Raw genomic sequence first — 17,676 nt, 5'->3', positions numbered from 1 at the left:
CCCATGAGAGCCCGCATCCTTCTTGCCACCGTCACCGCGGCGGTACTCGGCCTCACCGCGACCGCGTGCGGCGACGACTCCACCACCGAGTCCGGCACGCAGAAGGTCGACTTCGGATACATCGCCGACTACAACGGCTCCGCCCTCCTCGCCATAGCCGACAAGGAGAACCTGTGGGAGAAGAACGGCCTTGAGCCGAAGATCAGCGTCTTCACCAACGGGCCCCTGCAGATCCAGGCGCTCGGCTCGGGCGACCTCGACTTCGGCTACATCGGCCCGGGCGCGCTGTGGCTGCCCGCGTCCGGCCAGGCCAAGGTCGTGTCCGTCAACTCGCTCGGCCTCGCCGACCGCGTCATCGCCCAGCCCGGCATCACCTCGCTCGCCGGGCTGAAGGGCAAGAAGGTCGGCGTCCCCGAGGGCACGTCCGGCGACATGATCCTGACGCTCGCGCTGAAGAAGGCCGGGCTCACCGTTGACGACATCGAGCGCGTCCCCATGGACCCGGCGACGATCGCGTCGGCGTTCGCGTCCGGCCAGATCGACGGCGCCGGCATCTGGTACCCGATGATCGACACGATCAAGAAGAGCGTCCCCGACCTCGTCGAGCTGGCCAAGAACGCCGACTTCGACCTGAGCTTCCCCAGCGCGTACGTCACGGCCAACGACGTCGCCGAGAAGAGCCCGGAACTCGTCGAGAAGGTCGTGAAGGTGCTCCAGGAGGCCAGCGACTACCGCTCGGCCAACCCCGAGGAGACGGTGAAGGCCACCGCCGCGTTCCTCAAGCTGCCCGAGGAGCAGGTGAAGGCCGACCAGGCCAACAGCCAGCCGCTCAGCACCGCCGACATCACCGCCAAGACCGCCGACGGGTCCGTCGACGCCTGGCTGAAGGGCATGTCCGAGCTGTTCGTCGGCGCGGGCAAGCTCAAGGAGGTCCCCGAGCCCTCCACGTACTACCTGGGCGACGTCTACGGCAAGGTCTCCGGCAAGTGACGTCAGGCCCCCGCAACATCCTGTTCCTCATGACCGACCAGCACCGGGTGGACACGCTCGGCTGCCACAACCCCACGGAGGTCTCCACCCCGCACCTCGACGCGCTCGCCGCGTCGGGCACGAGGTTCGAGCGGGCGTACACGCCGACGGCGATCTGTACGCCCGCCCGGGCAAGTCTCCTCACCGGCAAACTGCCCTTCCGGCACAAACTGCTCGCCAACTACGAGCGCAACGTCGGCTACATCGAGGACCTGCCGGCCGACGAGTTCACCTTCTCCGCCGCCCTGTCCGACGCCGGATACCGGCTCGGCCTGAACGGCAAGTGGCACGTCGGGACGCACCGCAACGCCGCCGACTTCGGGTTCGAGGGGCCCGATCTGCCGGGTTGGCACAACCCGGTGGACCACCCCGACTACCTGAAGTACCTCTCGGACAACGGGCTGCCGCCGTACGAGATCAGCGGGCACGTCAGGGGGACCCTGCCGAACGGCAACCCCGGGAACCTGCTTGCCGCGCGGCTGCACCAGCCCGTCGAGGCGACGTTCGAGCACTACCTGGCGACCCGGACGATCGAGCGGCTGCACGAGTACGCCGACGACTACCGCACGGGCCGCCGCCCGTTCTTCCTCGCGACCCACTTCTTCGGACCGCACCTGCCGTACCTCCTGCCGGAGGAGTACTACGACATGTACGACCCGGACAAGATCGAGCTTCCCGCGTCCGTCGCGGAGACGTTCGAGGGCAAGCCGCCCGTCCAGCGCAACTACAGCGCGCTATGGACCTACGACACCCTCAGCGAGGACGTCTCCCGCAAGCTCATCGCCGTCTACCGGGGTTACGTGGCCCTGATCGACAGGGAGATCGGCCGCATCCTCGACACCCTCCACGAACTCGGCCTAGACGACTCCACCGCCGTCTTCTTCACCGCCGACCACGGCGAGTTCACCGGCGCCCACAGACTCCACGACAAGGGCCCGGCCATGTACGAGGACATTTACCGCATCCCCGCCATAGTCCGCGTCCCCGGCTCCCCGGCGGCCCAGGTCCGCGACGAGTTCGTCGGCCTCACCGACATGACCGCCACGATCCTCGACCTCGCCGCCCTGGACCCCGCCCAGGCCGTCGACGGCTCAACCCTCCTCCCCCTGATCGCAGGCGAGAAGGCCCCCTGGCGCACCGAACTCACCGCCGAGTTCCACGGCCACCACTTCCCCTACCCCCAGCGCATGATCCGCGACGCCCGCCACAAACTCATCATCAACCCCGAATCCCACAACGAACTCTACGACCTCCTAGAAGACCCCCACGAACTGACCAACCGCCACCAAGACCCCTCCCTCGCCACCATCCGCCACCACCTGACAACCCGCCTCTACACGACCCTCCGCGACCGAGGCGACAACTTCCACCACTGGATGTCCGCCATGTCCGACACCGGCCCCCTGGACCACGACCCCTCCCTCTCCTCCTTCGAACCCAACACCCCCACCTACACCCCCACCTAACAACCCACGGGCTCCCCTTCCCCACAAAGGGGAGCCCATCAGGTTGCTCCAAGTTGCACCAGACGCGCCCGAGCGGCCTCGATCTCGCGCCGCACCCGGTCGCCGTAAACGGCGTGGGTGCGGAGTTTGGCGAAGGCGCGGGCGAAGTGGGCGATGTCGGAGGGGCGGGAGGATTTGAAGGCACCAGACCAGAACTCCTGTCTGACGGTGTGGTCGTCGAACAGGTAGAAGGCCTCGCCGGGGTAGAGGGTTCTCGGCACGCCCAAGGGGATGACGCCGAGCGCGACATTGGGGAGCGTCGCGACTTGTGTCAGGAAGTCGAACTGCTCGTCCATGACGGTGAGGCCGCCGATGTTGTTGTGCAGCACGGTCGCCTCAAGCAGGAACGAGAAACTGGTCCCGCCCCTGCCCAGCAGGATCTGGGCGCTCAGACGGTTGCGCGCCGCCTCCTCGATGTCGCCGGTGGGCAGTTCGTACAGGTCGGCGTGCAGGGTGAACTGTCGGCAGGCGTAGCCGAACGTCTGGAGGATGCCCGGCACGTGCAGCGACTCGTAGACCCGCGCGACCTTCGCGTTCCCGTAGGTGGAAAGCCCGCGCTTCTGGATCGTCTTCTGCCCTATCCGCAGGACTTCCCGCAGGTCGGCCCACATCTGCTCGATCTGCCGGCTGAACGCGACGAGTTCGGGGATCTGGCCTTCCGCGCCGCACGCCGCGCACCACGCGCGGATGTCGGCCTCGGACGGCGCCTGCCCCGCGTGCTCGATCTTCGACACCTTGAACTTCGTCCACCCGCACCGCGCGGCGAGCCCGACCCCCGACAGCCCGGCATCCAGCCGCAACTCCCGCAGCCTGATCCCCAGCGCACGGCGCGCCTCCTCCGACGGTCGCAGATCCGCCACAGCTACCGCGACCCGTACTCGCCGTGCGGGAGCGCCAGCCCCCAAGCCCGCTCAAACCCCTCCAGGCAGAAGGCGACCACCGCCGGGTCCCGCGAGAGCAGGGTCTCGCCCTGTTGCCCTTCCCCGCCGAGGAGCAGGAACATGACGAGGTCGCGACGGATCAGACAGTCATTGCCGGGCAACGGCACCACCGAGGCCAGCCGCCTGGGCAGCCACCGCAGCCGCTCGCGCGGATAGGCGATCTCCACCGCCATGCGCTGGTACGCCGAGAGCGGCTCCGACACGACCCGCACCCGCCGGTACTCCCAGCCCTGCGCGGCCTGGCGGGCGGAGCTCTCGTAGTGCAGCTTCTTGGCCTTGTCCACGGTCGCTGAGTCCCCGTCGCGCCATGCGGTGAACAGCTCGCGGTCGACGTCGTAGTAGTCGTGGAGTTCGAGCTTCAGGATCTCCTGCGGCTCACCGCTCCACAGCAGCGCCGTCCGCTCGCGGGGGGAGATCGATTCCATGGTGCTCCTTGACGTAGGCCCGGACGAAGAAGTCCATCGTGCGCCCCGACATCTCGCCGAAGGTCTCGTCCTCGCCGAGTCCGACGAGTTGTGCGCGAACTCGCGGGCCACGCTTCTTCAGTTGGACGATCCAGGAGTCGCGGTCCGTCCGGTAGAAGGTCTCGCAGAGTTCGGCGCTGTTCGAGTCGGGATCTTTGAGGTAGAAGATAGCGGCGAGCTCGTCGTCGTCCGGGCGGGATTGCATGAGGTTGCTTCCTCCCTCGGGCAGGCGTGCCTACGGAGTGAGGACATCTGATGCACTCTGCGTGGTCAAGCGGGTGTCCGGAAGTGGACTGGAATTGGCGAGGCGCGCATAAGAATAGGTGGAAAAAGTGGGAATTCTTCTGTTCTTAGTTGTTGAGGGTTATTGAGGTGGTTAGGGCGGTGGCGAAGGTGGTCCAGGTGGCGTAGGGGAGTAGGAGGAGGGCGGATGGGGGGTCGGATTTGTGGGAGTGGTAGATGAGGTGGGCGTTGGAGAGGTTGAGGAGGGTTATGTCGATGAGGGCGGCTTTGGGGGATTGGAGGAGGAAGAAGAGGGGGGTCCAGGCGGCGTTGAGGGTGAGGTTGACGGCCAGGGAGCGGGTCAGGGTGGGGCGGGATGCGGCGGGGGCGCGGTTGATGGCGCGGGCTGAGGCGTAGGCGATGGTGAGGTAGATGGGGGTCCAGACCAGGGGGAAGGCCGCCGGAGGGGGCTGCCAGGAGGGCTTCGTGAGGTTCTGGTACCAGGGGTCGTCGGGGCGGGTGGCCAGGGAGCCCAGGGTGGCGGTGGCGGCTACGGCGAGTGAGGTTTTCGCAAGGGTCTTCCACATGGCTCCTCCTTGGTCTCTCTTGTCGCCCCTACCCCGAGACTCCGACTTGTCCCTTCGGGCGCGTGTCGGCTGGGTCCTTGGGGGTTCTCGGGGGTGTGGGCCACCAGAAGCTGTCGTTGAGGAGGATGACCAGGGCGGGGACGAGGATGCTGCGGACCAGGAGGGTGTCGAGGAGGACGCCGACGGCGACGATGACGCCGATCTGGGTGAGGGTGAGGAGGGGGAGGACGCCGAGGACGGTGAAGACCGAAGCAAGCAGGATGCCTGCGCTGGTGATGACGCCTCCCGTCACCGCAAGGCCGCGGACGACGCCCTGACGCGTCCCCCGGGTGACCGCCTCCTCACGGGCCCGCGTGACGAGGAAGATGTTGTAGTCCACGCCCAGCGCCACGAGGAACAGGAACGCCAGCAGCGGCACCTCCGCGCCGAAGGCGGGGAAGCCGAGCAGGCCGTGGAAGATCACCCAGCCCGCGCCGACGCTCGCGGCGAAGCTCGCCACGACCGTCGCGATGAGCAGCACGGCCGCGACGACCGAGCGCAGCAGCACGAGCAGGATCACCATGACGATCGCGAGGACGAGCGGCATGACGACGCGCTGGTCACGCGAGGCGGCCTCGCGTTTGTCGAGGTCCTCGGCGAGCGTCCCGCCGACGACCGCGTCGGAGCCCGGCACGGCCGAGACTGCGGCGCGCAGGTCGCGCAGGCTCCGGAAGCTCTCCTCGGTGCCGGGTTCGGCGGTGAGGACCGCGGTGACGCGTGTGAGGTCCCCGTCGCTCACCCCGACCTCGGCTTCCGCGACCCCCGCGACGCCCGTGGCCGCGTCGCGTACGCGCTCGGCGGTGGCGGCCTTGGCGAGGATGACGACGGGGTCGGCGGTCCCGGCCGGGAACGCGGCCGAGATCGTCTGCTGCCCCTCGGTGGCCTCGACCGGCGTGCGGAACTGCTCGGTCTGCGCGAGGCCCGTCGTGACGCCGGTGGCGGCGAGCGCGAGCCCGGCGAGCACGGCTGCGCTGACGGCGGCGACGGCGACCGGCCGCCGCGCGACGAACCCCCCGGTCCGCGCCCAGACGCCCTCACCGGTCCGGTCGTGCTGCCCGACGCGCGGCGTGAAGGGCCAGAACAGCCCACGCCCGAACAACAGCAGCGCGGAAGGCAGGACCACGAGCGCGTACACCACGGCGACGGCTATGCCGACGGCTCCCGCGAGCCCGATATTGCGGCTGAAAGGAGTGACCGCGAATGCCAGCGCAAGGAGCGCGAGGAACACGGTCCCGGAGCTGGCGAGGATGGCGGGTCCCGCCCCCGCGAGGACCCTGCGCATCGCTACGTGCCGGTCTTCTTCAAGTCGGAGCTCTTCCCGGTACCGGGCGATGAGGAGGAGCGCGTAGTTGGTACCGGCGCCGAACACGAGCACGGAGGTGATGCCGAGGGTGGAGCCGTCGACGGTGAGCAGTCCCCAGCGCGAGAACGCCGCGACGGCCTTGGTGGCGACCTGGTCGCCGACGCCCACGACGGTGAGGGGCACGAGCCACAGCCAAGGGCTGCGGTAGGTGAGCAGCAGAAGGAGTGCGACGACAAGGGCTGTCGCGCCGAGCAGCGCGGTGTTGGCCCCGTCGAAGACCGACGAGAAGTCCACCGAGAAGGCGGCCCCGCCCGTCACCTGCGCGGTGACGCCGTCGGGGAGCCCCGCCTTGGCCTCGGCGCGCAGGTCCCCTACGGCCTCGGCGAGGGCGTCGTCGCGTAGGTCGCCGCTGAGGGGGATGGGGATAAGGGCGGTGCCGCCGTCCTCGGCGTAGATGACGCGTCCTACCTGGCCGTTCAGGGCGGTCGGGGCGAAGGCTTCGGCGCGCTGCGCGACGAAGGCGCGGTCGGCCTCGGTGAACGGGCCTGCGGCACGGTCGAAGACGGCCATAGCGGTCTGGATCTCCGCACCGGGCAGCCGCTCCTTCAGTTCGGCGACGGCGGCGGACTCCGCGCCCTTGGGCAGCGCGGCGGCGGGGCCGTCGTCCTGGTAGGCGGAACCACCGAAGCCGAGCGCGAGGGCGGACGCCACGAGCGCGACCGCCACGACCGCCCACTTCGACCGCGGTCCGGTGACGGCGGCGATGACGGGTGCGGCGAGACTCGCGGCGGCGGACCGCGCGCGGCGCGGGCCCTCAGGGGGAGTAGTTCGGTCGTCGAATGATTCCATGCTGGAAAGACTATGCTGTGACCGTGCCGAACTCAACGCGACCCCTTCCCGACGGGTCCGAGCCCGCGGATCTCGTCCAGCTGCTGCACCTGGTCGCCACCGAGACCGACCACTACCGCGAGGCCGTCGGGGCGCACCACCGGGTCCACCGGACCGATCTGAGCGCGCTGTCGGTGATCATGCGCGCGGTGCGCGAGGGCGTCCCGCTGACCCCGCGACGGCTCGGCGAGGCGCTGCGGCTGAGCCCCCCGGCCACCACGGCGCTCCTGGACCGCCTGGAGCGCGCCGGGCACATCGAACGGCACAGGGAGCCCGGCGACCGCCGTCTGGTCCATCTGGCGGCCACCGACACCGCCCACACGACAGGGCGGCGCATGTTCGGCCCGCTGGCCAGGCACATCGAGGAGGCGGCCCGCGCGTACCCGCCCGCCGAGCGCGCCGTCATCGCCGCGTTCCTGCGCGACGTCACCGAGGCGACCGTCGCCGCCCGCGACGAGGCGACGGAATCCTGACGGCCGCGTCACGCGTGCTTCTTCGGCGGCCGTGGGACGAAGCCGCTCGTGCGTTCCATGTACTCCCGGTAGCCGGGCTTGTTGGCGGCCATCCGCGCGTCGGAGAGGCTGACGCCGGTGACGCGGGTCAGGAACCACAGCATCGCCATCGGTGACACGACGGTCAGCCAGCCCCAGGGCTCGTCGCACGCGGTGAGGAACAGGCCGAACCACACGAGCGCGTCGCCGAAGTAGTTCGGGTGCCGCGTGTACCGCCACAGGCCGGTGTCCAGGACGCGCCCGCGGTTGGCCGGGTCGGCCTTGAACGCCGCGAGCTGCCGGTCCCCGACCGCCTCGAACGCGAGCCCCACGGCCCACACGGCCGCGCCGAGCCACAGGAAGACCCCGGGCCCTGACTCCTGGTACATCGCCACCTGGACCGGCAGCGACACCAGCAGTACCGACACCCCTTGCGGCAGGTAGATCTTGCGTATCGCGTACCTGTCACGCCGCTCGGGAGCGGCCGCCGACAACAGCTCGGTGTAACGCGGGTCCTCCTTGGCGTTCCAGTTACGCCTGCCCAGATGCACCGCGAGCCGCATCCCCCAGATGACGGTCAGGGCGGCGACCGTCCAGCGCCGCACGGGATCCCCGTGCCCCGTGGAAAGGGCGAGGCTGACAAGCGCGACGGCGGAGAACGCGGCCCCCCACGTCATGTCTATGAGAGCGTGGGACTTCTTGCGTACGCCGAGCGCGTACGTGACGCCCATGAGCACCGCGACGGCCAACGCGCTCACGACCAGGTTGAGAAGCAGATCCCAGGGCACTTGCCTCACCTCCGCGTAAGGACGAGCTGGCGGACGTCCAGGTAGCCGGACCGGAACCCGGCCTCGGAGTAGGCCAGGTAGAACTCCCACATACGCCGGAAGACGGCGTCGAACCCCAGGGCGGCCACCTCCGCCTCGAGGGCGGTGAACTTCTCACGCCAGTGCCTGAGGGTCTCGGCATAGTGGTCCCCGAAGCCGAAGTCCTCGCCGATCCGCAGCGACGTGCCGCGCAGCGCCTGTTCCAGCGCCTTGACGGAAGGGATGAGCCCGCCCGGGAAGATGTACTTGTGCACCCACGTACGGGTGCCCCGGGTGGCGCGCATCCTGTGGTGGGCCATGGTGATGGCCTGGAGGGCGACGGTTCCGCCCGGCGCGAGCAGCCGGTCGAGCGCCGCGCAGTACTCGCCCCAATGACGGTCGCCTACGGCCTCGATCATCTCGACGCTGACGACGGCGTCGTAGGAGCCCTCGGCGTCCCGGTAGTCGCACAGCTCGACGGCCACCCGCTCGCCGACCCCCGCGGCCGCAGCGCGCCGCAGCGCCAGGGCGCGCTGCTCGGCCGACAGCGTGATCGTGGTGACGTCCGCGCCGCGGCGCGCGGCCCGGATCGCGAGCTCGCCCCAGCCCGTGCCGATCTCCAGCAGCCGGGTGCCTGGCCCGACCCCCGCCCGGTCGAGCAGCCTGTCGATCTTGCGATGCTGCGCGGCGACGAGGTCGCCGCGTTCCATGAACCCGTCACGGGTCGGGAACAGCGCGCTGGAGTACGTCATCGTCTCGTCGAGGAACAGGGCGAAGAGGTCGTTCGACAGGTCGTAGTGGCTGCTGACGTTCACGCGCGCCCGCTCCCGCGTGCCGCGCTCGTCGGGGCCGCGCCGGGGCAGCACCCAGGGACGCAGCAGGGACGCCGCGCGCGGGGCGAGCGTGTCGAGCGAGCCGGCGAAGGCGGCGAGGACGCCCGGGAGGTCCTCGGCGTCCCACTCTCCGGCCATGTACGACTCGCCGAAGCCGATGAGCCCGTCACTGCCGAGCCTGGCGAAGAACGCCTCGGGCCGGTGGACGCACAGGAGGGGCCCGCCCTCTCCTATGACGGCGTCCGGCAGCGCGACGCACAGCGGTAGGCGGCGGACCGCGCGCAGGAACAGCAGACGTGCCGCCTGCGCGCGCACGGAGTAGGGCGGCACGCCGTCCAGGGCGGGCCAGCGGGAGGCGGTCGCGGCGAGCGTGGTCATGGTGCTCTCCTGATCGTGTCTCGGGAGGTGGTGTCCGGTACGGAGGGGCCGTGCGGGCAACGCGGCACGACGGGTACGCCCCGCGCCCACAGCCCGATCCCTCTGGTCCGAATACGGATCGCGCCTACGAGAGGCGCTACGGGGTGCCTAAGGAACGCCGCGAGAAGCGCGCCCAAGGTGGCCGGACGGCCAGTGCCGCGTACCGAGGCGGTGAAGGGCGGCGCGTCCGGGAGGTGCAAAGCGACCGACAGCCTTAGCCGCCCGTCGGGTTCGGGAAGGCTCAGCCTGTAGTGGCCGTCCACGGGCAGGAACGGGGAGACGTAGAACTCCTTGGGGGCCTGCGCCCTGCCCCTGGCGTCGGGGTGCAGGAGGTAGCGGTGCCGTCCGCCGTAGGTGTTGTGGACCTCGGCGACGGTGCAGAGCGGGGAGCCGTCTTGCGCACGGCACCAGAAGACGGTCAGGGGGTTGAAGACATGTCCCAGTACGCGGGCGTGGCAGAGCATCAGGACGCGGCCGGGAGGGGCGATGCCGTGTCCGGCGAGGAAGGCGTTCAGGTCGTCGCGCAGGCCGCCTCCGTCGCCGTGGTCGCGGCCAAGGAAGCGCGCCAGCGGCCCGTGCGAGGGCACATGGTCGAGGTCGACCAGCCACAGGTACGTCCGGTGCGTGAACACGCTGCGGACGGGCTCGGTCCGCGTGTGCGTGATGACGCACTCGTACAGGGCCGGGGTCATGGGATCGCGCCAAGCGCGCGGGCGGCGGCGAAGCCGGAGCGGCAGCCGTCCTCGTGGAAGCCCCAGCCGTGGTGCGCGCCCGCGAACGCGAGCCGCCCGCCCGAAAGGCCGGGAAGCTCCTTCTGCGCCGCGACGGACTCGCGGGTGAAGACCGGGTGCTCGTAGACCATCCGGGCCCGCACGTGCCGCTCGGGCACCGCGCCGTTGAGGGTGACGAGGTACCGCTCGGGCCCCGGCAGCCCCTGGAGGCGGTTCATGTCGTAGCTGACGCGCGCGCGGTCCACGTCGGCCGCGCAGGAGTCCATCGTGTAGTTCCACGACGCCCGCGCCGCCTTGGCGCGCGGCAGGACCGAGGCGTCGGAGTGCAGGACCGTCGGGTTGCGCGAGTACGTGAACGCCCCGAGCACCCTCTTCTCGTCGGCTGACGGGTCGGGCAGCAGCCCCAAAGCCTGGTCGGCATGGGTGGCGATGACGGCGGCCGCGTAGGTACGCGTCGTACCGGAGGCGTCAACGACGTCGACGCCGTCAGCGTGCCTTATGACCGCGCGTACCGGTGTGCCTTGCAGCACCTCGGGCAGCCCCGCGGCTATCCGCTCGACGTACACGCGCGACCCGCCCACGACGGTCCGCCACCGGGGCGAGCCGCCGACCGACAGCATCCCGTGGTTGGCGAGGAAGGCGAACAGATGCCTGGCCGGGTAGTCCATCGCGGTGCCGGGCGGGCACGACCACACGGCCGCGACCAGCGGCTTGGCGAAGTGCGCGGTGAAGTGGCCGGAGAAGCCGCCCGCGCGCAGGAACTCGCCGACGGTCGGATCGGCCTCCGGCAGCGCGCCGCCGAAGACGTCACGGCCGTCCAGGAGCGCGCGTGCGGCCCTGTGGAAGCGCGGGACCTGCGCGAGCATCCGCAGGTAGGCGACGGTCGGACGGCGCGCCAGCAGCCCGCTCAGGCCGCGCGCGCCCGCGTACTCGAGGCCGCACCCGCCGCACGCGACCGACATGCTCATCTCGTTCTCCCTGGTGGCCACCCCGAGCTCACGGAAAAGCCCGGTGAGCAGCGGATAGGTGCGCTCGTTGTGCACGATGAAGCCGCTGTCCACGCCGGAAGCGGGCGAGCCGGGCGAGCCGGGCAGGTCGTGGGTGTGGGCGTGCCCGCCGAGCCGGGTGTCCGCCTCGTACAGGGTGGTCCTGCCGTGGCGGCGCAGGAGGTGCGCGGCGGTGAGGCCGGACACCCCCGAGCCGATGACGGCGAAGCCGGGATGGGTCACGGGGGGAGTCCCTTCACAGGTGGTGCCGCAGGGGGAGCGCGGCGGGGAACGGTTCGAGGAACGTCTGTTCGGTGAGGTAGGACAGGCCCTCGGCTTCCGCGTCGTGCCGCAGCAGCGCCACGGGCACGCTCAGCGGCGCCTCCCCGGCCGAGAACGCCTCGATCGAGGACACGATCCCGGCCCTGCGCACGGCCCCTATCCGCCTGCTGAGCGGCCCGAGCACGTGGTGCAGGGCGTTGACCTGCCTTCCGCGCACCGGACGGACGGCAAGGGCCGCGCCGAACACGTGCGCGTAAGCGGGCACGAGCGCTTCGGGCTCGTCGCACCCGGCACGGGCGACGACCCTGCCCGCCTCCCGGTACGCGACGGGGTCGTGCGCGAGGATCTGGAGCTTGTGGCGGCTGTGGAAGGCGACGAGGTCGCGCGGCCGCCAAGGCGCGCCGAACAGCGCCCGCATCCTGGCCCGTGCGAAGACGCGTTCCACGAAGTGCTCCCGCAGCAGCGGGTCGTTGAGCCTGCCCTCCTCCTCCACAGGCAGGTCCGGGTACGCCTCGACGAGCGCGGCGGTGAAGGCGCCCCGTCCCTTACGGTCCACGGGCTGGCCGTCCGTACGCTCACCGGGCTTGCCCGACGCGTAACGCGGCACCCCGAAAAGGCCGCAGGAAGGCGAGCGCGACTTCACGACGAACCCGTCGAGGTCGGCGAGGCGCGGCATGACCCGCCCGTTGACCTCCGCGACGCCCTCGGCGTGGTCGACCTCGCCGTCCTTGGAGATCAGGTGGCCGTCGGTGCGCAGCCGCACGGTCGGGCGCGGCGCGCCGAGCCCGAGTTCGATCTCGGGGCAGACGGTCACCCAGTCCACGAGCGGGTCGAGCTCCTGGGTGAGGAACTTGCAGCGCGCGTGGCCGCCGTTGTAGCGGACGGGTTCGCCGAGCAGGCAGGCCGACGCGCCGATCCTTGGCCGTACGGGCGCGGGGAGCGGGGTCGCGGGGGCGGCGGGCGTCGCGCCGCGTCTTGCGGCGCTCACAGCAGCTCCCCGAGCCGCCGCAGGCCCCGGGCCGTGCGTGCCTTGACCGTGCCGAGCGGCACGTGCAGCCGCTCGGCGATCTCGCGCTGGGTGAGCTGGCCGAAGCAGGCGAGGGCGATCGCCTCGCGCTGTGCCTCGGGCAGCCGTGACAGCGCGCGCCTGACGTCCTGCTCGGTCCCGACGGACGCGGTGTTGTCCCACGATCCGGCCGACGCGCTGTAGGGCACCGCGCGCCCGGTGTGCCGTGTCTCGCGGCGCAGCACGTCGACGGCCCTGCGCCGGGCGATGCCGAGCACCCACGCCTCGAGGCTGCGGGTCGGGTCGAACCGCTCGCGGCAGCGCCACAGGTCGAAGAACACGAGCTGGGTGACGTCGTCGACCGCCGCGTGCGGGACGGTCCTGCGGACATGGCCGCGGACGGCGGGCCCCAGCCGCGCGTATGCCTCGGTGAGGGCCGTCTCGTCGCCCTCGGCGATGCGCGCGCCGAGTCCGCCGAGGCCGTCGAGTCCTCCGTCGAGCTCGCCGTCGAGCTCGCCGTCGAGCCCTTCGAGCGTCGTCGTCATCTCGGGCACCTCCTCGGTGAACCTCTTCAAAACTTATTCATAGTCGGCTCGCGCGGCATGCACAACTTGCGCACGGCAAAAACGCGAAAAAGGCGCCCTTGGTGGACGCCTCGTCAACAGGGAAACGGTCAGGCGGGCTGAACGAGCCCCAGAGACTCGTGGACGGCCTCGACGGCCTCCCCGAGGGTGCCGACATACCTGACCCGCTCCGGAAGTGGCAGCCGCCATCCTGGGCCGCCCACGAGCACCCGCAGCGGCGGCCGCCCCACCGGAAGCCGCTCGAGGACCCCGGTGTCGCCGGTGAACCGCATCTGCGACCACACGAACACCACCGACGGGCCGGTGCGCTCGATCGCGTCGCCCAGCGCCTTCTCCGGCACCCGCATCCCGAGGTTGCGCGCCGCGACCCCCGTCTCGGCCAGCGCGGCCGCCAGGGCGTAGAGCGGAAGGCTGTGCTGCTCCTCCGGCGCGCACGCCAGCAGCACGGGCCTGACGTTCGCCGCGTCGACGGGCTCGGCCCGCTCGGCGAGGCACGCCAGGGTCAGCGCGGAAAGGAAGTGCTCGACCTCGACGGCCTCGCCGGTGGCCGCGTACCGCTCGCCGATCCCGCGCAGCACCGGCGCGAGTACCCCTTGCCAGGCCGCCACGACCCCGTCCTCGGCGAGCGCCTCCCGGACCGTCGCGAGCACGGCGGGCCCGTTCATCGCCATCGCCGCCCGCGCCAGCCCGCGCGTCCGCGCCGAGCCGTCCGGCAGGGGCACCCTGCGGCCCCCTGCCCCGTGCCCGCGCGGCTTGCGCGGCGCGGCCGGGGCGGGGACGCCGAGCGCCACCCGCGCGGCCTCGCCGGGCGGCGCGCCCTCCAGGATCAGCCGGTTCATCACCTCGAGGCGGGTGACGTCCTCCGCGCTGTACCTGCGGTGCGAGCCCTCGCTCCGCCTGCTGGGGCCGATCCCGTAGCGGCGGTCCCAGGTGCGCAGGGTGGAGGCGGAGACCCCGAGGCGGCGCGCCACCGCGCCCACGCTCAAGCCGGGTCCTTCCACCGTCCGCCTCCTTCGCCGGGATGACGCCCTATCTTCGCGCGGAAACCCCTCGCCGGACGCAACCGCCGGCGCATCAGCGCCCGAATACCGGGTGATGAACACCTCGATCATGCTCTTCACCAGGGATCTGCGGCTGCACGACAATCCCGCTCTGACCGCCGCCTGCGCGGCCGGAGACGTCGTCCCGCTCTTCGTCGCCGACGCGCGCATCCTGTCCGGCCCGATGGCCGCGCCCAACCGGCTGCGCTTCCTCGCCGACGCGCTCGCCGACCTGCGCGAGGCGCTGCGCGCGAAAGGCGCGGACCTGATCGTCCGCGAAGGAGACCCGGCACAGGAGGTCGCCCGCCTTGCGCACGAGACGGGCGCGACATCCCTCCACCTCGCCGACGACAGGTCCCGCTACGCGCTCAGCAGACTCGCCGCCCTACGCGACCTCGGCCTCGACGTCACCACCCACCCCGGGACGACCGTGGTGCCCACCGGAGACCTACGGCCCACCGGAGGCGACCACTACAAGGTCTTCACCCCCTACTGGCGTGCCTGGGCCGCGACCCCTCGCCGCGACGTCCTACGCGTCCCGCGCAAGATCTCCCTCCCCGACGGCCTGTACCCCGGAGAACTCCCCGACCTGGACCGCCCAGGAGTCTCCCCGGCCCTCGCCAAGGGCGGCGAGTCCGAGGCGCGCCGGATCATGAAGTCCTGGCTCACCGGGCGCGTGGCCGCCTACGACGACTCCCGCGACCTCCTATCCGACGACAAGGGCACGTCACACCTCAGCGCCCATCTGCGGTTCGGCTGCGCGTCCCCGCTTGAACTCGCCGTAGCCGCCGCCGACCACCCCGCGTTCACCCGTCAGCTGGCCTGGCGCGACTTCCACCACCAGGTGGCCGCCGCCTTCCCCGACCTGTCCCGCCGCGACTACCGTCCGCGCGGAACCCGCTGGCGCTCCGACGACCACGCCCTGAAGGCGTGGGAGGAGGGCCGTACCGGCGTCCCGATAGTCGACGCAGGGATGCGCCAGCTCAGGCACGAGGGCTACATGCACAACCGCGCCCGCCTGATCACCGCCTCGTACCTGACCCGCGACCTCGGCCTCGACTGGCGGCTCGGCTACCGCTGCTTCCGTCACTGGCTCGCCGACGGCGACCTCGCCAACAACCCGGGGAACTGGCAGTGGGTCGCGGGCACGGGCAACGACACGCGCCCCAACCGGACGATGAACCCGCTCCGCCAGGCCGACCGCTACGACCCCGACGGCGTCTACGTCCGCCGCTGGGTGCCCGAGCTCGCCGACCTCCCGGGCAGGACCGCGCACCGCCCCTGGGACGCGCTCGACACCCCCGACGACTACCCGCCGCCGTTGACGCTCCCCAACGGCGGCTGAGCAGGGCCGTCAACCCCCCGAAAGCCCCGGGGGCCTCAGCGGGGCGGGGCGGGCCTGAGGCTCGCCAGGAGCGCTCCAGAGGCGTCGCGCGCCTCGATGAGCGGGGGTCTGCGGCCGGTCCACAGGACGGGCACGCAGCCGTGCGCGGCGAGCGGCAGGGGGACCCCGTCGGCGGTCACCGCGTGCGTCTCCAGCGAGGCGTGCACCTCGGCCAGGACGATGTGGCGCGCGCCGAGCAGCGGGGCCCTGCGTTTGCGCACGAGGGTCGTGCGGCACACCGCGAGGTGCTCGCCGCCCTGCTCGGCCGCCGGGACGCGCTGCGGAAGCCCGGCGTCGCGGCAGGCGTCGCCGCCGAGCAGCACCCAGGTGTCGCCGACCCGCTGGAACACGAACGTCTCCACCGAGTGCGAGTCGAGGTCGGAGGAGATCTCGACGAACTCGACGGCGGCGGCGTCGTCCACGACCGCGCGGTAGACCGGCTGGGGTCCTGGCCCCGGCGTCACCGGGAACGCCGCGTAGCCCGGCCCGTCGGCGATCATGCGACGGCACCGGAGCGCGGTCTCCTCATAGTCCACTTATGTCCCCCTTCGGGCGATGAGCCGGAAAACTCCGGGACACGCGATCATCGCTCGCGAAGGCCGCGAGAACAAGGGGTTACGGCCAAGGGGCCGCGTAACAGACACACAAGCGAAACATCAGGTCCAGGAGGCGTCGGCGAGGCGGTGCAGCCGGCTCACGACCGCGGGGTGCTTCTTGGCGACGTTGTTGGCCTCGCGCGGGTCCTTGCCGATGTTGAACAGCTCGACCCGCCACCCGCCCCGGGTCGACGGACGGGTGCGGCCGGGCGCGTACCTGATGAGCTTCCAGTCGTCCTGCCGGACCGCCTCGGCGAGCCGCGTGACGCTGCCGCCCTCGATCTTGTTGGCCCGTTTCGTCTGCGACTTCTCGCTGCGGTACCAGTACAGGTGCGGGGCGGGCGCCGGGTTGCGGCGGCCGGCGAGGACCCCGGTGAGGGACACCCCGTCGACCTTGCGCGGCAGCCCCGCCCCGGCGAGCTCGGCGATGGTCGGGAAGAGGTCGAGCTGTGACGTCACCCGCCCGGTGACGCCCTTGCGCACGAGCCCCGGCCCCCAGACGATGAACGGCACGCGCAACGCGCCCTCGTACAGGTTGCGCTTGTAGCCGCGGTAGCGGCCGTTGGCGTCGAACCTGTCGGGGTTGAAGCCCTGCTCCTCGTGCGGCCCGTTGTCGCTGGTCACGATGACGATCGTCTGCCGCCGCTTCGGCAGGGACTCGAGGAGCGTCCCCAGGTCGCGGTCGAGCCTGCTGACCTGGGCGGCGTGCGCGCGGTCGGCGCGCGGCCACGGCTTGGCGGCGTACCGGCCGAGGCTGGGCAGCTCGCCGGGCGCGTGCGGAAGGTTCGTCGCGTACATGATGAAGAAGGGCTGGTCGCCGCTCTCCTCGGCGAAGTCGGCGGCGCGGCGGCGGAAGAGGTCGGGGGAGAAGCTGCCCTTCTTGCCTCCCGCGTTGCCCGCGAGCCTTACCTTGCGCCCGTTGTGCCAGAGGAAGTCGGGGTAGTAGTCGTGCGCCGCGCTGTGCGTGATGTAGCCGTAGAACTCGTCGAAGCCGCGCGAGTTGGGGTGCGAGACGCCGGGGCGCTGCGGGCCGAAGCCCCACTTGCCGAACAGGCCGGTGCGGTAGCCGACGCCCTGGAGCAGCTCGGCGAAGGTGGTGTCCTCCTGGCGCAGGTCGCCGGGGAACCCAGCCTGCGGGTTCTGGCGGACGCGCGAGTGGCCGGTGTGCAGGCCGGTGAGCAGCGAGCAGCGCGAGGGCGCGCACACCGACGCGGCCGAGTACGCCTGGGTGAAGCGCAGGCCCTGGCCGGCGAGCCGGTCGATGACCGGGGTCTTGATCTTGGTCTGCCCGTACGCGCCGAGCTCCCCGTAGCCCAGGTCGTCGGCGACCACGAGCACGATGTTCGGACGGGGGTCGGGCGCGCGGCCGAGACCGAGGAAGGCGTCGGCGGGCGCCGCGCCACGGGTCACTACCTGGCTCCCGACGCCGAGGACTACCGAACCGCGTAGCAGCTGGCGGCGGGTGAGCATCGTCGATCACACTCCAGGGCGGGGTTGGGATTCACCTGCGCCCGGAGAGGTCGGCCAGGGCGCGGCACTTAT

At 71.4% G+C, this 17,676-nt stretch carries 18 protein-coding genes; 4 read left to right on the top strand and 14 right to left on the bottom strand.

Annotated elements, in window-relative coordinates; translation table 11 throughout:
- The first annotated feature begins 3 nt into the window (after positions 1 to 3).
- Positions 4 to 990: an aliphatic sulfonate ABC transporter substrate-binding protein gene (locus R9X44_RS11305; protein WP_319814009.1), complete on the top strand. Its 987-nt coding sequence runs from the start codon at positions 4 to 6 to the stop codon at positions 988 to 990.
- Positions 987 to 2,495: a sulfatase-like hydrolase/transferase gene (locus R9X44_RS11300; RefSeq protein WP_319814008.1), complete on the top strand. Its 1,509-nt coding sequence runs from the start codon at positions 987 to 989 to the stop codon at positions 2,493 to 2,495. Before R9X44_RS11305 ends, R9X44_RS11300 begins: the two co-directional genes overlap by 4 nt.
- Before the next feature lie 38 nt (positions 2,496 to 2,533).
- Here R9X44_RS11300 and R9X44_RS11295 read toward each other — a convergent pair whose 3' ends face one another.
- The 5 genes from R9X44_RS11295 to R9X44_RS11275 all read right to left on the bottom strand — a co-directional run bounded on the left by R9X44_RS11295 (position 2,534) and on the right by R9X44_RS11275 (position 6,939).
- Entirely contained in the window at positions 2,534 to 3,394 is an 861-nt protein-coding gene (locus R9X44_RS11295) for a helix-turn-helix transcriptional regulator (protein WP_319814007.1), read from the bottom strand.
- 2 nt (positions 3,395 to 3,396) lie between these two features.
- The gene (locus R9X44_RS11290) at positions 3,397 to 3,900 is read right to left on the bottom strand and encodes a DUF6879 family protein (protein ID WP_319814006.1); all 504 of its coding nucleotides are present in this window, start codon (positions 3,898 to 3,900) and stop codon (positions 3,397 to 3,399) included.
- Positions 3,851 to 4,144, bottom strand: coding sequence for a hypothetical protein (locus R9X44_RS11285; protein ID WP_319814005.1), 294 nt, complete (start codon positions 4,142 to 4,144; stop codon positions 3,851 to 3,853). Before R9X44_RS11285 ends, R9X44_RS11290 begins: the two co-directional genes overlap by 50 nt.
- 145 nt (positions 4,145 to 4,289) lie before the next feature.
- Complete coding sequence (locus R9X44_RS11280) at positions 4,290 to 4,748, bottom strand: TspO/MBR family protein (RefSeq protein ID WP_319814004.1); 459 nt, start codon at positions 4,746 to 4,748, stop codon at positions 4,290 to 4,292.
- Positions 4,749 to 4,776: 28 nt separating this feature from the next.
- Entirely contained in the window at positions 4,777 to 6,939 is a 2,163-nt protein-coding gene (locus tag R9X44_RS11275) for an MMPL family transporter (protein ID WP_319814003.1), read from the bottom strand.
- A gap of 23 nt (positions 6,940 to 6,962) precedes the next feature.
- Between R9X44_RS11275 and R9X44_RS11270 the strand changes: the two genes are divergently transcribed.
- Entirely contained in the window at positions 6,963 to 7,451 is a 489-nt protein-coding gene (locus R9X44_RS11270; protein WP_319814002.1) for a MarR family winged helix-turn-helix transcriptional regulator, read from the top strand.
- Positions 7,452 to 7,459: 8 nt separating this feature from the next.
- Here R9X44_RS11270 and R9X44_RS11265 read toward each other — a convergent pair whose 3' ends face one another.
- From R9X44_RS11265 to R9X44_RS11235, 7 genes are all read right to left on the bottom strand, one after another.
- Positions 7,460 to 8,257, bottom strand: coding sequence for a DUF1295 domain-containing protein (locus tag R9X44_RS11265; protein WP_319814001.1), 798 nt, complete (start codon positions 8,255 to 8,257; stop codon positions 7,460 to 7,462).
- Positions 8,258 to 8,262: 5 nt separating this feature from the next.
- A complete protein-coding gene (locus tag R9X44_RS11260) occupies positions 8,263 to 9,486 on the bottom strand; it encodes a cyclopropane-fatty-acyl-phospholipid synthase family protein (RefSeq protein ID WP_319814000.1) in 1,224 nt (407 codons plus the stop codon).
- The gene (locus R9X44_RS11255; protein ID WP_319813999.1) at positions 9,483 to 10,217 is read right to left on the bottom strand and encodes a DUF1365 domain-containing protein; all 735 of its coding nucleotides are present in this window, start codon (positions 10,215 to 10,217) and stop codon (positions 9,483 to 9,485) included. The genes R9X44_RS11260 and R9X44_RS11255 overlap by 4 nt, the downstream gene beginning before the upstream one ends.
- Positions 10,214 to 11,485, bottom strand: coding sequence for an NAD(P)/FAD-dependent oxidoreductase (locus R9X44_RS11250; protein WP_319813998.1), 1,272 nt, complete (start codon positions 11,483 to 11,485; stop codon positions 10,214 to 10,216). The genes R9X44_RS11255 and R9X44_RS11250 overlap by 4 nt, the downstream gene beginning before the upstream one ends.
- Positions 11,486 to 11,498: 13 nt before the next feature.
- On the bottom strand, positions 11,499 to 12,512 hold the full coding sequence (locus tag R9X44_RS11245; RefSeq protein ID WP_319813997.1) for a DUF523 and DUF1722 domain-containing protein: 1,014 nt from the start codon (positions 12,510 to 12,512) through the stop codon (positions 11,499 to 11,501).
- On the bottom strand, positions 12,509 to 13,105 hold the full coding sequence (locus R9X44_RS11240; protein ID WP_319813996.1) for an RNA polymerase sigma factor: 597 nt from the start codon (positions 13,103 to 13,105) through the stop codon (positions 12,509 to 12,511). Before R9X44_RS11240 ends, R9X44_RS11245 begins: the two co-directional genes overlap by 4 nt.
- A 98-nt stretch (positions 13,106 to 13,203) precedes the next feature.
- A complete protein-coding gene (locus R9X44_RS11235) occupies positions 13,204 to 14,115 on the bottom strand; it encodes a MerR family transcriptional regulator (RefSeq protein ID WP_319813995.1) in 912 nt (303 codons plus the stop codon).
- Between the two features lie 94 nt (positions 14,116 to 14,209).
- On the opposite strand from R9X44_RS11235, the gene R9X44_RS11230 reads away from it, so the two are divergent.
- Positions 14,210 to 15,499 carry a deoxyribodipyrimidine photo-lyase gene (locus tag R9X44_RS11230; RefSeq protein WP_319813994.1) on the top strand — a complete coding sequence of 430 codons (1,290 nt, stop codon included), beginning with the start codon at positions 14,210 to 14,212 and terminating at the stop codon, positions 15,497 to 15,499.
- A 35-nt stretch (positions 15,500 to 15,534) separates the two neighbouring features.
- Here R9X44_RS11230 and R9X44_RS11225 read toward each other — a convergent pair whose 3' ends face one another.
- Both R9X44_RS11225 and R9X44_RS11220 read right to left on the bottom strand, forming a co-directional pair.
- Complete coding sequence (locus tag R9X44_RS11225) at positions 15,535 to 16,074, bottom strand: hypothetical protein (RefSeq protein WP_319813993.1); 540 nt, start codon at positions 16,072 to 16,074, stop codon at positions 15,535 to 15,537.
- Positions 16,075 to 16,194: 120 nt separating this feature from the next.
- Positions 16,195 to 17,544 carry an arylsulfatase gene (locus R9X44_RS11220; RefSeq protein ID WP_319813992.1) on the bottom strand — a complete coding sequence of 450 codons (1,350 nt, stop codon included), beginning with the start codon at positions 17,542 to 17,544 and terminating at the stop codon, positions 16,195 to 16,197.
- Between the last annotated feature and the right edge of the window lie 132 nt (positions 17,545 to 17,676).

This window comes from Actinocorallia sp. A-T 12471, from assembly GCF_033875155.1.
GTDB lineage: Bacteria > Actinomycetota > Actinomycetes > Streptosporangiales > Streptosporangiaceae > Actinocorallia.
The sequence above is the reverse complement of the archived record's forward strand: the minus strand, read 5'-3'. Positions and strand labels throughout refer to the sequence as shown.